This is a genomic window from Actinosynnema sp. CA-299493, assembly GCF_050946825.1.
GTDB lineage: Bacteria > Actinomycetota > Actinomycetes > Mycobacteriales > Pseudonocardiaceae > Actinosynnema.
This window is the reverse complement of the sequence record NZ_CP191993.1, coordinates 6,056,451-6,071,011: the sequence shown is the minus strand read 5'-3', so window position 1 is coordinate 6,071,011 and position 14,561 is coordinate 6,056,451. Positions and strand designations below refer to the sequence as shown.

10 protein-coding genes and 1 pseudogene are annotated in these 14,561 nt (G+C 72.7%); 5 read left to right on the top strand and 6 right to left on the bottom strand.

The genetic code is table 11. From position 1 onward, the window contains the following. Positions 1 to 19 precede the first annotated feature (19 nt). The 3 genes from ACQPYE_RS25300 to ACQPYE_RS25290 all read left to right on the top strand — a co-directional run bounded on the left by ACQPYE_RS25300 (position 20) and on the right by ACQPYE_RS25290 (position 3,219). Positions 20 to 1,084, top strand: coding sequence for a cysteine synthase family protein (locus ACQPYE_RS25300; protein WP_498714876.1), 1,065 nt, complete (start codon positions 20 to 22; stop codon positions 1,082 to 1,084). Continuing rightward, entirely contained in the window at positions 1,081 to 2,361 is a 1,281-nt protein-coding gene (locus ACQPYE_RS25295; RefSeq protein WP_498714875.1) for an ATP-grasp domain-containing protein, read from the top strand. The genes ACQPYE_RS25300 and ACQPYE_RS25295 overlap by 4 nt, the downstream gene beginning before the upstream one ends. A 96-nt stretch (positions 2,362 to 2,457) precedes the next feature. Next, positions 2,458 to 3,219, top strand: a complete 762-nt coding sequence (locus tag ACQPYE_RS25290; RefSeq protein ID WP_498714874.1) for a zf-HC2 domain-containing protein — start codon at positions 2,458 to 2,460, stop codon at positions 3,217 to 3,219. Between the two features lie 170 nt (positions 3,220 to 3,389). Here ACQPYE_RS25290 and ACQPYE_RS25285 read toward each other — a convergent pair whose 3' ends face one another. From ACQPYE_RS25285 to ACQPYE_RS25260, 6 genes are all read right to left on the bottom strand, one after another. Further along, positions 3,390 to 4,619: a serine hydrolase domain-containing protein gene (locus tag ACQPYE_RS25285; RefSeq protein ID WP_498714873.1), complete on the bottom strand. Its 1,230-nt coding sequence runs from the start codon at positions 4,617 to 4,619 to the stop codon at positions 3,390 to 3,392. Between the two features lie 142 nt (positions 4,620 to 4,761). Beyond that, positions 4,762 to 5,706: an anti-sigma factor RsbA family regulatory protein gene (locus ACQPYE_RS25280; protein WP_498714872.1), complete on the bottom strand. Its 945-nt coding sequence runs from the start codon at positions 5,704 to 5,706 to the stop codon at positions 4,762 to 4,764. After that, the gene (locus ACQPYE_RS25275; protein WP_498714871.1) at positions 5,703 to 6,542 is read right to left on the bottom strand and encodes an MEDS domain-containing protein; all 840 of its coding nucleotides are present in this window, start codon (positions 6,540 to 6,542) and stop codon (positions 5,703 to 5,705) included. The genes ACQPYE_RS25280 and ACQPYE_RS25275 overlap by 4 nt, the downstream gene beginning before the upstream one ends. A 493-nt stretch (positions 6,543 to 7,035) precedes the next feature. After that, positions 7,036 to 7,905 (bottom strand): LPXTG cell wall anchor domain-containing protein, encoded by an 870-nt coding sequence (locus ACQPYE_RS25270; RefSeq protein WP_498714870.1) that lies wholly within the window; start codon positions 7,903 to 7,905, stop codon positions 7,036 to 7,038. A 10-nt stretch (positions 7,906 to 7,915) separates the two neighbouring features. Then, on the bottom strand, positions 7,916 to 8,479 hold the full coding sequence (locus ACQPYE_RS25265; protein WP_498714869.1) for a papain-like cysteine protease family protein: 564 nt from the start codon (positions 8,477 to 8,479) through the stop codon (positions 7,916 to 7,918). Between the two features lie 455 nt (positions 8,480 to 8,934). Continuing rightward, on the bottom strand, positions 8,935 to 10,038 hold the full coding sequence (locus ACQPYE_RS25260; RefSeq protein ID WP_498714868.1) for a DUF3103 family protein: 1,104 nt from the start codon (positions 10,036 to 10,038) through the stop codon (positions 8,935 to 8,937). Between the two features lie 364 nt (positions 10,039 to 10,402). On the opposite strand from ACQPYE_RS25260, the gene ACQPYE_RS25255 reads away from it, so the two are divergent. Together ACQPYE_RS25255 and ACQPYE_RS25250 are read left to right on the top strand one after the other, a co-directional pair. Next, positions 10,403 to 11,905 (top strand): glycoside hydrolase family 76 protein, encoded by a 1,503-nt coding sequence (locus tag ACQPYE_RS25255; RefSeq protein WP_498714867.1) that lies wholly within the window; start codon positions 10,403 to 10,405, stop codon positions 11,903 to 11,905. A gap of 225 nt (positions 11,906 to 12,130) precedes the next feature. Continuing rightward, a pseudogene (locus tag ACQPYE_RS25250) lies at positions 12,131 to 14,509 on the top strand (ricin-type beta-trefoil lectin domain protein); the annotation flags it as partial. Positions 14,510 to 14,561 lie beyond the last annotated feature (52 nt).

The window sequence follows — 14,561 nt, the reverse complement described above, 5'->3', positions numbered from 1 at the left end:
CGATCGGCAGGTGAGGGCCGTGCTCGACCACAACGCCGTGGCGCCGGTCCACGAGCACGTCACCGACGCCATCAAGACGCCGTCGCTCATCCGGCTCACGCCCGACACCGTGCTGGTCCGCTTCGAGACCCTCAAGGTCTACGCGGCGCTCGGCGCGATCCGACACCTGGTCGCCACCGGTGCGGTCCGCCCCGGGCAGACGGTGGTGGACAGCTCCAGCGGCATCTACGCCCTCGCGCTGGCCATGGCCTGCCACCGCTACGGGCTGCACTGCCACATCGTCGCCTCGACCACGGTCAACGACACCATGCGCGCCCAACTGGAGATCCTGGGCGTGACCGTGGACCAGATGCCGCCCGCGGACGACCTGCGCCTGGACCAGAGCAGGCGGGTGGCGCGGGTCCGGGAGCTGCTGGCCCACCGGCCCGACGTGCACTGGATGCGCCAGTACCACGATCCCGTGCACCACCTCGGCTACGCCGAACTGGCCGACCTGCTGGTCCGGGCGCTGCCCGGCGAACCCCTGACCGTGGTGGGCAGCGTGGGCACGGGCGCGTCCACCGGCGGGCTCACCCGCGCGCTGCGCCGGCACGACCCGCGCGTGCGGCTGGTGGGCGTGCAGCCCTTCGGCAGCGTCACGTTCGGCAGCGAGCGCTTCACCGACCCCGACGCGATCATCGCCGGCATCGGCAGCGCGATCCACTTCGACAACGTCCACCACGAGCTCTACGACCGCATCCACTGGCTGGACTTCCAGCACGCCATGGCCGGCGCCGTCGACCTCATGCGCCGGCACGCCGTGTTCGCCGGGCTGTCCACCGGCGCCGCCTACCTGGCCGCGTCCCGGGAGGCCCGGCGCGACCCCGTCCGCACGCACGTGGTCATCGGCGCGGACACCGGCCACCGCTACACCGAACGCGTGTTCAACCGCCACCGCGAGGCGCTGGACCCCGCCTCGCTGACGCCGGTGGAGATCGGCTCGCTGGAGGACCTGGCCCCGCCGTGGGCCGCGATGGACTGGGCACGACGCCCTCGCGGACCGATCGTCCCCACCCAGGAACGCCGGAAGGACCCCGTGCCATGACCCTCGTGCTGCTGGAAGCCCTCACCTTCGGCCTCGGCCGGATCGCCGACGCCGCCCGCACGGCGGGGCACGACCTGGTGCTGCTGACGGGCGACCGCTCGATCTACGCCCACGAGCTGTCCCGCTGCGGCGACCGGCTGCGCGTCGTGGACGTCGACACCACCGACGTCGCCGCGTGCGAGCGGGTGCTGGGCGACCTCGGCGACCTGGCCGGGTTGATCAGCTCGACCGACACCTGGGCGGTGCCCGGAGCCGCGCTGGCGGCCCGGCTGGGACTGCCCGGCCCCTCACCCGACTCGGTGCGCGTGCTGCGGGACAAGGCCGCGGTCCGGGCCAGGCTCAACGAGCGCGGGCTGAGCCGCAGCGGCCCCCTCGACCCGGTCACGACCCCGGTCTTCCCGTTGGTGCTCAAGGACTCCGCGGGCACGTCGTCCCGGGCGGTGTGGCTGGTGCGCACTCCGGCCGAACGCGATGCCGCCCTCCTGGAGGCCGCCGTGACGCCGGTCAAGGGCCGCCTCGTCGCCGAGCCGTACTTCGAAGGTCCCCTCTACAGCGCCGAGACCATCACCTGGCAGGGCGAGACCCGGCTGCTGGGCGTGCTCAGCCGGGTCCTCTCACCCGAGCCCGCGCGCCGGGAGGAGGCCGCGTCCTTCCCCGTCGCCTTCCCGGCGGCCGACCTCGCCGAGCTGGGGGAGTGGATCACCCGGGTCCTGGCGGCGGCCGGGCACGAGCGCGGCTTCGCGCACACCGAGTTCGTGCTCACCACCGAGGGGCCGGAGGTCGTCGAGGTCAACGCCCGCATCGGCGGGGCCCTGGTCGGCGAGGCCCTGTGCCGCGCGCTGGGCGCCAACGTCTACGACGCGGTGGTCCAGGTCGCCCTCGGCTCTCGGCCCGACCTGCTCGACGGCGTGGCGGGTGGTGCCGTGGCGGGTGACGGCGTGACGGGCGGTGCCGTGACGGGTGCCGGTGTGGTGGGTGCCGGTGTGGCGGGCGGTGGTGTCGCGACCGGGTTCGTGGCGCTCTACCCGCGCGAGGCGGGCGTCCTCGAAGGCTGGACCGGCCTGGAGCGCCTGGCCGACCTGCCCGGCCACCCCGAGTGGTACCCGACCGCGAGCCCCGGCGACGTGCTGGAGCACCTGACCGACCAGCGCTCCTGCACCGGCATCGTCCTCGCCGAAGGCCCCACCGCCGAACTGGCCCTGCACCGCGCCCAAGCCGCCGCGGGCGGGATCATCCCGGTGGTCCGGGCCGGGCGCCGCGTCGACGCGGCGGTGTGACGGCGTCGCCGGTGGCCGACCTCGCCCGGCGGGGTCGGCCGCAGCGGTCGGTGACGTCCGAGGAACTTCCGGCGGATCCGGGAGGACAATCGCCACGTGGACTGCGACACCTGCCGCGAGGCCCTCTCCGCGCGCGCCGACGGAGAAGCCGAACCCGTGCCCGCCGAGGAGACCGACGCGCACCTCGCTACCTGCGCCGGCTGCCGGCGGTGGCGGGAAGACGCGGACGCGCTCACCCGGAGCCTGCGGGTCCGCCCCGCGGCGGAGGTCCCCGACCTGGCCGCGGCCGTGCTCGCCGCCACCCCCGTCACACCGCCGGTGTCGCGCTCCACGCGCGGGTGGTACTGGCGGATGGGCCTGGCCGGGACCGCCGTCGTCCAACTCACGCTCGGGATGGCACAGGTGTTCGGCGTCGACAGCACTTCCGTCCACGGCGGGCACACCGGCGGCGGTCAGGCGTCGACGCACCTGTTCAACGAGAGCACCGCGTGGAACCTCGCCCTCGGGCTCGGCCTGCTCTGGACCGCGCTGCGCCCCAAGGCGGTGGTCGGGGTGCTCCCGGTCGTCGCGGCGTTCGTCGCGGTGCTCGTGCCGTTCTCCGTCAACGACCTCGTCACCGGGGCGGTCGCGCTTCCCCGGATCACGTCGCACGCCTTCCTCCTGCTCGGCTTGGCGCTGCTGGTGGTCGTGCGCCGCACCCACCGCACCCCCGAGGACGGCACGCCCACCGAGGTCCGGCCGGAAGACCGGGGCCTCGACGTGGACGACGACTCGGACGTCCCCGACCCCGGACCGGACCCGGACCCTCATGGCGGCCTGCGACACCTGCGGCCGGTCAGCCGGGGACGAGCCGCCTGAACGTCGTCTCCGGCCGGTCCACCGGGACCTCGTCGCGAACCCGGCGACACCGTGATCACCCGCCGTGCCCGCGGTCACCGCCCCGGCCGTCCACGCGGCGGCGGCCACCAGCACGGCGCCGAACGCGACGAGCACCGGGGCGGGCACCCCGGCGACGACCGCCACCACCGTCACCCCAGGCAGGACCGGACGGCTTCGGCGAGGTTCGCCGCCCGCGGGTCGTCGGGCCGGTAGTTCCAGAGGTTGGTGACGTAGCCGAAGCCGACCCGGGCGTCCGGGTCGCCGAAGGCGATCGAGCCGCCGGAGCCCGGGTGGCCGAACGACCCCGGCCCGACCATGGGCATCGGCGGGCAGGCGCGCCAGAACCCGAGCGACATGTTGAACGAGCGGTGGGCCGGGAGGTCCAGCTCCGGCGGCACCCCGTGCATCCGGGTCCGGTCGGTCTGGACGGCCGTCATCGTCTCGACCGTCGCCGGGTCGAGCAGCCGCACCCCGTCCACGTCGCTCACCGTGGCGGCGTACATCCGGGCCAACGACCGCGCGTCCGCGACCATGTTCGCGGCCGGGAACTCCGCCGCGCGCCACTCTCGCGTCCGGAAGTACCCGGTCGCGGGGTCCATCGCGCCGCCGAGCACGCCCGCGCGCATCTGGACCGCGTCCGGGCTCCACATGGATTCGACCCACCTGGTGACCGTGTCGGCGTCGAGCCCGGTCGTCGCGATCATCCCGGCGAGCAGCTCCTCCAGGGTGAACGGCGCGGCGTCCTCGAAGGCGGCCACCCGCGGCTCGTGCTCCTCGGGCAGCCCGATCCAGGCGCTCAACCCGAGCGGCGCGGCCACCTCCTCGGCGAAGAAGGCGCCAAGGGACCTGCCGGTGATCCGGCGCACGACCTCGCCGACCAGGAACCCGTAGGTGACGGCGTGGTAGACGTGCTCGGCGCCCGGCTCCCACAACGGCTCCTGCGCTTCGAGCGCCCGGATGACCGGGTCCCAGTCGCACGCCTGCTCGAACGTCAGCGGCCCGTCGACCACCGGCAGACCGGCCTGGTGCGACAGCAGCCAGCGCACCGGGATGTGCTCCTTGCCGTTCGCGCCGAACTCCGGCCAGTACCGGACGACGGGGGCGTCGAGGTCCAGCTGACCGCGCTGGACCAGCAGGTGCGCGCAGATCGCGGTCGCGCCCTTCGTGGTGGACGCGACCTGGGCGACCGTGTCACCCGTCCACGGTCGGTTCGTCGCCCGATCGGCGAGGCCGTCCCACAGGTCCACGACGGGACGGCCGTCCACGTAGACGCTGCACGCCGCGCCCACCTCGCCGGGTTCGCCCTCGAAGTTCGCCCGGAAGACGTCCGCGACCTTGCCCCAACCGTCCTCGACACCCGAGCTCGTCGTGCTCACCATGGCGCAGTTCCTTCCGTGGATCCGACATCGGTCACCGGAACCACGATCACGCGCCGCCCTGACACCGGGCAGTCACCGCCCTGACACCGCCGCTGACACGGCGGCGCCTCACCGGATCGGCCGGCGGTCGAGCCGCCGGCGTTCAGCTCGTGATGCGCAGGAAGGCGTGGGTGGTCGTGCCGTGCGGGGAGGTGTGGGTGCGCACGAGGTCGGCGAGCTGGTTGACCACCAGCAGACCCCGGCCGCCTTCCTGGTCGGGGGCGGCCGGTCGGCGGCCCGCGAGCGGATCGGTCAGGCGCCCGCCGTCCTGGACGGTGCAGACCAGGTGGGCCCCGTCCTGCCAGATGCTCAGCTCGCACCCGCCGCCGGTGTGCCGCAGGCCGTTGACCACCAGTTCGGTGGTGATGAGCACCAAGTCGGCCACCCGCTCGGCGAGCAGGCCCAGGAGCACCGCCTGCCCGGTGGCGAAGCGGCGGGCGTCGCGGACGCCGGCGGTGTCCGCGACCTGGAACGTCGCGGCGTCCGGAGCGGTGGCCAGGGACTGGTTGTAGCGGGCGACGACGGCGTCGGGGGCGTAGTGGCCGCTGTCGTAGCGGCGGGTGGCCTCCCAGACCAGCGGGTGGGTGGCCAGCGCGTCGGCGACGACGTGCTCGTCGAGCGAGGAGGTGTCGTAGGGGCACGCGATGGTGACGTCCCGGCCGGCGAAGGCGAGGTTGATCAGCGCTTCGTGCTGGGCGCAGGCCGGGTACTCGACGTCGGTGCGCCCGGCCCAGATCGGCTCGCCGATGATGCGGACGTGCTTGTCGGGGTGGCTGTCGGCGAAGCGGCGCAGCACGGCGGGGATGATCCGGCCCGGGTTGCGGCCCTCCACCTCCATGTCGAGCAGCAGCACCTCGTTCGCTGCGTCGCCCAGGGCGTCGCGCAGCAGCCGCAGCCGACCGTCGGGCACGGACGCGGCGACCGGGTGGCCCCGCTCCAGGCCTTCGGTGACGAACGGCACGAGCAGGTCCAGGTACTCCTCGTCGGAGGCGTAGAACACCGCGGGGTGGGTGAAGTCGCCGAGGGGCGGCAGGTGGGTGATCGTCACGCGGCGCGCTCCACTCGGACGTTGCTCAGGTCGAGCAGGTCGACCAGCGTCGACACACCCGGCCAGGACGTGCGCAGCACGACCGACGCGCCGCGGCCGGCGGCGTGCCGGGCCAGGTGCAGCAGGCCGCGGTGGTCCAGGAAGGTCAGGTCGGTGCCGTCGAACACCAGCCGCCCGTCGTGGGGGCGGGGATCGGCCCGTTGCAGCGCGAGGCTGAACAGGTCGTCGTTCGAGTCGACCTCGCCGCTCAGGACGGTGGTCCGGTCGCCGGCGGCGTGCAACCGGAAACCGGGGTAGGTCGTGTTGGCGTTCGGGTGCATGCACGCGACCTGCGCGAACGCGTCGTCGTCCACCTCGGTGCCGGAGTAGGCGCACATCGCCGAGAACGGGCGGTCGGTCATGTAGCGGTCGATCCGGTGCTCGTAGCGGGCGAAGGCCGCCAGCTGCTCGGGGGTGCGGACCAGCGGGGTGCAGTCCGCGGCGACGCGCAGACCGGTGAACCCGGCGGCCAACGCCGCCTCGGTCGCCTCGGCGTAGACCCGGACCTGCGCGGCGGGGTCGATCACCGTGCCGACCGGGTACGTGGCGTCCAGGGACGCGACCCGCGCGGCTCCGGTGCGCAGTGCCTCGTCGATCCCGTCGATCCCGGCCAGGTCCCCGACCAGGGCGTCGAGGTCACCGGTGCCGGAGTAGCACACCCGGTTCCCCAGGGCGAGCCCCTCGGACAGGAACACGCGTGCCTGGTCGCGGAACTCGCGCACGTCGCGGTACCGCCAGCAGACGTGGTCGTCAGAGCCGAAGCCACGCACGTGTTCCACCAACCCGGACCTGCGCATCCCCACACCTCAACACTTCTCACGGCAAATGCGGCCGCTGCCGGGCGTGTGTCATCGACTCATCCCTCGAAGGGAGGATAACCCGGCGGGACGGCGAACCGCGACAGCCTGGAGTGGCGGTCTCGACCGGACCCGGTCGACGGACGAGTCCGCCGCGCCCGCTCGTGCCGGTCGGCGCCCGCCACCACCGACCAGCCGACGGACGACCTCACCCCGGCGCCGGCACCCGCCCGAGCGGCAACCCGGCACTGCCCGAGCGGCAACCCCGGGACCAGCCGGCGGACGTTCGTGCCTGATCAGGCGGGCCGTCGCACCCCTGCGCGCGACGGCCCGCCTGCGACGGTGAGCGGACTACCGGAGTCGACCGACCACCCGGACTGACCGGCGACCCGGACGTCGTTCTCCTCGGCCCGGGTACTCGACGGCGGCCGGCCCCATCGCCGAACCGGGACTTTCCGCCCGCCGCGCCGCGCGCGCGTCGACGGGCCGGTGCTCAGCCGGTGGGGTCGCGCCGCCGGCGGCGGAGGAGGAAGACGCCGCCCGCGAGCACGAGCGCCGCACTCGAACCGCCGACGACCAGCGGCACGGACGACGACTCCTCCGTCTCCTCGTTCCCGGCGCCGTAACCGCTGGAGAAGCCCTTGCTGTCGTACTCCGATCCGGTCTGCTTGTCGGCGTAACGGGCCTTGACCTGCTTCTGGTAGTCGCTCAGCGACATCGACGCCCGGCCGCCCAGCCCTTGCCGCGCCTGGTCGTTGAGCGGGGTGACGTTGAGCAGCGTCAGCTGGTACCAGCCCCGGATCTGAGGTTCGGCGAACACCAGACCCCCGGGCTCGGCCTTGCCGGCGTAGACGGCGTCGCTGTCGCCCTCGCGCACCGCGGCCAGGTGCCAACCGCCGCCCTGGGTGGGCGCGAGCATGACGGTCGCCTGCCGGCCGTTCACCGAGACGCTCAGCGACGACACCAGGTGGCTCAGCTTGACCGCCTCGGTGGGGATGGGCTGGGACGTGCCCGCGACGAAGCCGGGGGTGATCTCGCTGACCGCCAGCGGGTCCTTGACGGTGAAGGCCGGCATGCCCTCGCACGGCGTGGGCTGGTCGGGGATCGCCTGCGGCGTCTCGGCCCCGCCCAGGGGCACGGGCACGCCCAGGAAGCGGCAGACGGCGTTGAGCACGGCCGGTGACTTCACCGCGGCGAGGGCGGCCTGGTAGTCGGGGATGTCCACGGCGCTCGGCTCCAGGGCCGGCGCCGCGTGGGCGGGGCCGGTGACGCACAGGAGCGCGGACGCGCCCAGCGCCAGGGCGGTGGCCAGGCGGGAGAGGCGTGCGGCCGCTCGTCCGCCGGACGTCGGTGTTTCGCGCATGTCGCCTGCCTTAACGGGAGATGCCGATCCGGGAGTGGGTCCACTTGAACGAGCTGTTGCTGACGTAGTCGTTGTAGTTCCACCACGTGTAGGTGGTCGTGTCCGGCCAGGGGTCGGCCACGCCGATGGTGTTGTTCGAGGTGTCGAAGCCGTAGACCACGTTCATGTGGCCGCCGCCGGAGGTCCAGCCGATGCGCGCGCCGAGGGGGCGGGCCGCCTTGACGTCGGTGGAGACCTGGGCGAACGACGCCGCGCTGTTCAGGCCCGAGCCGGTGTGCGCCATGCCGAGGCTGCCCCAGGCCCTGGCCATGTCGTCCAGCGTGGCGGGCTGGTTGTCGCACCCGTAGTAGGGCTTGGCCCGGGTGCAGAAGTCCGCCTGCGTGCTGCCGTAGCCCTGGTACTTGGCGATGGTCAGGCCGGAGGCGACCCAGCACCACTGGGTCTTCTCCTGCTTCTGCATGGCGATGTCGTCGTACGCCGCTTCCGCCTGGGCGGTGCCGCCGGCGGCCACGAACACGCCGCAGGCCGCCAGCGCCATGGCCGACGCCGCGGTCGCGAACCTGAATCTGCCCATTTTCCTGCCTTCCCCTGTGCACGACGGGTGCCGGGCGTTCCGTAGTGACATGACAGCGCGAAAAGTCGTTGCCACACAGGGGGAAAGCGGGATTACGCTCGTCGGAGTGAAGATTCACATCCGGTGCGGAACCGGACGTCCAGGGGCGGCGCCGGTGCTCGGGTGAAGATCGGCTCCACGCGTGGGGCCTGCCGCGTTTCTCGTGCCCTGCCCCACGGATGGCGGCGAGGCCGCCCTCTTCGCGGTGCCGGCGAACCGCTTCCGGTTCATCGCGGCACCCTGACGCCGTCACGGTGCGCAGCGGCTCGTGCCAGGTGGTCGGTGTCACCCGGTTCAGCTAATGGACCGGAAGGCCACCGCCGCACCCGGACGGCGGTCCCGCCAGGACGTCGGGGCCACGGTCCGGTGGCCGGTCCGGCGGGACCGCCGAGCGGGTGGTCCTTCGGGCGAGCGCGCTACAGCGGGGCGACCCAGTAGGGGACGACGGTCATCGTGCCGTTGCCCGCCGCGCCGCGCAGGGTGCCGCCGGTGGTGGTGGACAGGGTGTACCAGGAGTCGACGTAGTCCGGGTCGTCGGTCCACCAGCCGTCCGGCAGGGCGTTGATGATCGCGTTGACCAACGGGATGTACGCGCCGCCGTCGATGATGGTCAGCAGCGCCTGGGTGAGGGCGAGGGCGAGGTCGCGGTAGTTGGTGCCGCCGTCCTCCTCCATCATGACGATGTCGGCGAGGTCGTACTTGTAGTCGGAGAAGTGGACCAGAAGCTGGTTGGGGTAGTAGGTCCTGCCGTCCTCGTCGAGGTAGGGGAGCTGGGCGGTGTCGACCTTGACCTTGCCGTCGAGGCCGAACCCGGCGGTGATCGTGAAGATCTCCGCGTCGCCCTTGTGCCACGGCTCGTGGTCGTCGTCCAGGCGGATCGACGTGAGCTGCGTGGCCCAGTAGCCCGAGGCGGGGGTGACGGCCGCGCGTGCGGCGGCGGGGGACAGGCCGTGCCGCGCCAGGGTCGAGCGCAGCACCTCCGAGCCCTTGGCCAGCGCGGTCGCGGTGTCGACCTCGACCAGGTACACCGGGCGCGTCGGCACGCGGTCGGCGGCCAGCGCGATCCGCCGGCCCGTGCGGTCGTGGGCCGTCACGGTCGTCGGCGCGTCGTCGGCGGGGGAGGACGCGACCAGCGGCGTGGCTCCCCGGCGCAGCGCGGCGGCCATGTCGGCGTGCGCGAGGCGGACGGTGAGCAGGGACGTGCCGTCCTGCGGCAGCCCCTTGGCGGTCAGGACCTCCCGGTCGGCGTCACGCACGGCCCGGCCGAGCGCGGTGTCGCCGGCGGCGCGGGCCAGGGGCACGGGGGCGGTCGAGGCGGACAGCAGCCCGGCCCGCCGGGCCTCGTCGGCGAACTCGCCCGCCAGTCGGGCGGCGATCCGGTCGGTGACCGCAGCGACGGAGTCCGCGGGGGATGCGGGGGGTGCGGGTGCGGCGTGGGCCGGCGCGGTCACCAGGCCGGCGGTGACCGCGAGGGCTCCGAGCGCCGAGACCAGTAATCGGGTCGGGTGCGACAGGGACATGGCCGTACCTACCTTTACTCTGCGTGCAGGGACAGGTGGGCAGAGTGACATATGAAAGAATTACACGTACTCTTACCGCCCGTTGTCAATGGGAAACCCCGATGCCTCCGCCCATGCGACCGGGAATGTCGCCCGCGAGGTCTTTATCGTCCACTGTGGACGGTTCGAGCCGGCACCGGGAAAAGCCGGGACGGAAGCGGCGGGAACCCGACACGGATCTGTCCGGTGCTCCGTGTTGACGCTGCGCGAAGGCGGGTCCTAGCCTCGTCGTGAGAGCGTTCTCACGCCCCTGTCGGCCACCCACTCCCGCTGGGGAGGTCCTGTGCTGAACACCGTCGTTCACGCATCCCTGATCCTGTCCTTTGTGGTCTTGCCGGCGGCGCCGGCCGCGCCACCGGAACCGGCGCCCGCGCCGCCGTCGGCCACCGCCGTCTGCGACAGCTACTGCGACGACCGCGATCCCGCCCTGCCGCCCAGCGCGCACCGGTCGCCGACCCGACCGGCGACCGCGTCCCGGCCGACCGCGATGGCGCCGGTCTGCAACCTCCACTGCGACGGGCGCGATCCCGCCCTCTCGGCGGGTGAGCGCGTGGCCCAGGCCGTGCCCGCCGGCGCCCGCCGGGTCGCGCTGCACTTCGACAGCACCGAGACCATGGGCTGGGCGGTGATCTCCGGTGGCGGCCAGGGCGACGCGGTCTGGCTCGACCGTTCCTACGACGCGGGCGTGACCTGGCAGCCGAAGCTCGGTTCGACCACGACGCCGGCGGGTCACGGCGGCTGGCGCACGTCCATGCACAACGTGGACGACTGGGCCAACCTCGGTGTCGGGCTGCTGCGCGCCTGCGGTCAGCCGGCCGGGTCGTCGTCCATCGCCTGCACGGGCTGGTACCGCACGACCTGGAACGCCGGCAACCGGGCCACCGCGGCGGCCACCGCGCTGATGCAGCGGTACGACCTGGGCACCGGCCTGTTCGACACCACCGGCTGGTGGAACGCCGCCAACGCGCTCCACTCGATCATCGACAACGCGCGGGTGAGCGGCATGGGCAGCTACCGGTACGCCATCGCGCGCACCTACGACCTCAACCGGACCGCCTGGAGCGGCGACTTCGTCAACGAGTACAACGACGACGTCGCGTGGTGGGGTTTGGCGTGGATCGCCGCCTACGACCTGACCGGAGACCGCCGCTACCTCGACACGGCCCGCGTCGGCGCCGACCACGTCCACCGGTACTGGGACCGGACGTGCGGCGGCGGGATCTGGTGGACGTCGAGCCGGACCTACAAGAACGCGATCGCCAACTCGCTGTACGTCCAGCTCAACGCCGCGTTGCACAACCGGCTGCCCGGTGAGACGACCTACGTGCAGCGGGCCCGGGACGGCTGGGCGTGGTTCGAGGGCAGCGGGATGATCAACGGGTCGAACCTGGTCAACGACGGGCTCGTCACGTCCACGTGCCGCAACAACGGCCAGACGCCGTGGAGCTACAACCAGGGCGTGCCGCTGGCCGCGTTGACCGAGCTGCACCGCGCCACGGGCGACCCGGCCCACCTCGCCAGGGCACGCGCGCTGGCCGACGCCTCGACGACGAACGCGGCGCTCAACCCCGGCGGGATCGTGTTCGACAACGGCGGCGGCGGTGACGTCCCGTCGTTCAAGGGCGCCTTCGCGCGCGGGCTCGGTCAGCTGAACCGGGCGTTGCCGGACCGCCCGTACACCGCCTACCTCAAGCGGCAGGCGGACACGGCCCACGCCCGGGACCGGTCCGGCAGCGACTCCTACGACCAGCCGTGGGCGGGGCCGTTCCAGCGCAGCGACGCGGCGCGCCAGCACAGCGCGGTGGACCTGATGAACGCCGCGAGCTGACCGATCCGGAGCAGCGGCCAGCGCCGAATGCCGCAAGTTGCGCAATCATTCGAAGTACTTTCGTAATTCTCGTACGGTCTTTCGTTGACTCTGTACAAAAGTCGCCTTACGGTCGCCTAGCCGGATGTGACCTGGCTAACACGCCGGCTCCCAGGGCTCCCTGCCCAGAACCCCTTGCCGAGTCGAGTCCCCTGCTCACCGGCTTAGCTCAAGGGAGAACCCCCGATGTCGTCCCCTGCCCGTCGCATCCGGTGGCTGCGCGCCGCCGGCTCCCTCGCCTCGACGGCACTCGTCGCGGCCGCGTCCCTGTCCGTCTCCTCGCCCACCGCGGCGGCGGCGCCCCCGCCGCAAGAGCCCGGGGTGACGCTCAGGGTCTTCGACATGCAGACCGAGCTCGCCCGGCTGTGCACCCTCAAGACCGGCCAGACGCCGAACGTCGACAAGCTCATGCCGACGGTCGACTGGACCACCACCGGGGACTTCGGCCTCGGCGACCGCTTCCTGACCGAGGTGACGGGCAACGTCAACGTCACCGCGGCGGGCGCCCACGCCTTCCGCCTCACCAGTGACGACGGCTCCCGGCTGCGGATCGACAACGCGGTGGTGGTCGACCACGACGGCCTGCACGGCAGCGAGTCGAAGACCGGCTCGGTCCAGCTCGGAGCCGGCTACCACGCCCTGCGGATCGACCACTTCGACAACGGCGGCGGCCAGCAGCTCACCCTGGAGTGGCAGCCGCCGGGCGCGACCGGCTTCAGCGTCGTGCCGAACTCCGCGCTCAGCACCGACGCGGGCGTGGTCCGGGTGACCGCGCCGGGTCGCAAGGAGTGCGAGGGCAGCGGCGACGCGCCGGGCGACGGCCTGCCGCTGACCGGCGTGCACCCCGCGTACTCCCTCACGAACCTGCGCCCGAGCGGGTTCGAGCCACAGGTCAGCGGCATGGACTGGCTGCCGGACGGTCGGCTCGCCATCACCACCTGGGGCGGTTCGAGCACCAAGGTCGGCGAGGTGCACCTGATCAGCGGCGTCACGGGCGCCACCGACCCCACGAAGGTGCGCACCCAGCGGATCGCCTCCGGGTTGCAGGAGCCGATGGGGCTCAAGTACGTCGACGGCAAGCTGTACGTGTCGGAGAAGACCGGGCTCACCGAGCTGGACGACACCAACGGCGACTGGGTCACCGACACCTACCGCAAGGTCGCGACCTGGCCGTTCGGCGGCAACTTCCACGAGTTCGCGTTCGGGATGCTCTACCGGGACGGCGCGTTCTACCTGAACCTGTCGGTCTCGATCAACCTCGGCGGCGCGACGACCGACCCCCAGCCCGCGCCCAACCGCGGCACCACGATCAAGGTGGACAAGGCCACCGGCGCCGTCACCTACGTCGCGGGCGGGCTGCGCACGCCGCACGGCATCGGCTGGGGTCCTGAGGGCGAGGTCTTCGTCACCGACAACCAGGGTGGCTGGCTGCCGTCCTCGAAGCTGGTGCACATCAAGCAGGACCGGTTCTTCAACCACTACACCAACCCGACCGGACCGTTCGACAACCGGGCGATCACGGCGCCGGTGCTGTGGCTGCCGCAGAACGAGATCGCGAACTCGCCGAGCAACCCGGTGCAGCTGACCACGGGACCGTTCGCCGGCCAGATGGTCTTCGGCGACGTGACCTACGGCGGTCTGCAACGCGGTTTCCTGGAGAAGGTCGACGGCGAGTACCAGGGCGCGGTGTTCCGGATGACGCAGGGCCTCGAATCCGGGGTCAACCGGATCAGCCTCGGCCCGGACGGCGCGATCTACACCGGCGGCATCGGCGCCGGCGGCAACTGGGGCCAGGCGGGCAAGCTGAACTTCGGCCTGCAGAAGCTGACGCCCAACGGCGCGGAGGCGTTCGACATCGTCGCCATGCGGGCGATCCCGGGCGGCTTCGAGCTGGAGTACACCCAACCGCTGTCCACCCAGACGGTGCAGGACCTCGCCGCCAAGTACACGGCCAAGCAGTGGCGCTACCTGCCGACCGCGGCCTACGGCGGGCCGAAGGTCGACCAGCAGACGCTGACCGTGCAGTCGGCCACGCCGTCCGCGGACCGCAAGAAGGTCACCGTCATGATCGCCGGTCTCCAGAACGACCGGGTGGTGCACCTGCGCTCGCCACGGCCGTTCGCGTCCGAGTCCGGCAAGTCGTTGTGGAGCACGGAGGCCTGGTACACCCTCAACGTCAAGCCGGGCACCACCGCGCGCACCGGGCGGATCACCGGCATCGGCGCGAAGTGCGTCGACCTCGACAACGCGGGCACCGCCGACGGCACGAAGGTCCAGCTGTGGACGTGCAACGGCACGACCGCGCAGCAGTGGACGGTGTCGACCGACGGGACGATCCGGGCGTTCGGCAAGTGCCTGGACGTGCGGCAGGGCGGCACGACCAACGGCACCGCCACGCAGTTGTGGACGTGCAACGGCACCGGCGCGCAGCAGTGGGTGGCCCAGCCGGACGGCTCGCTGCGCAACACGAAGTCGGGCCGCTGCCTGGACGCGTCGGGCAACAGCTCCGCCGACGGCACCGTGCTGCACATCTGGGACTGCCTCGGCGCGGGCAACCAGAAGTGGGTCCTTCCCTGAGCTCAGGGAATCGCGGGTCCGCCGGTCGTCCTGTCGGCCG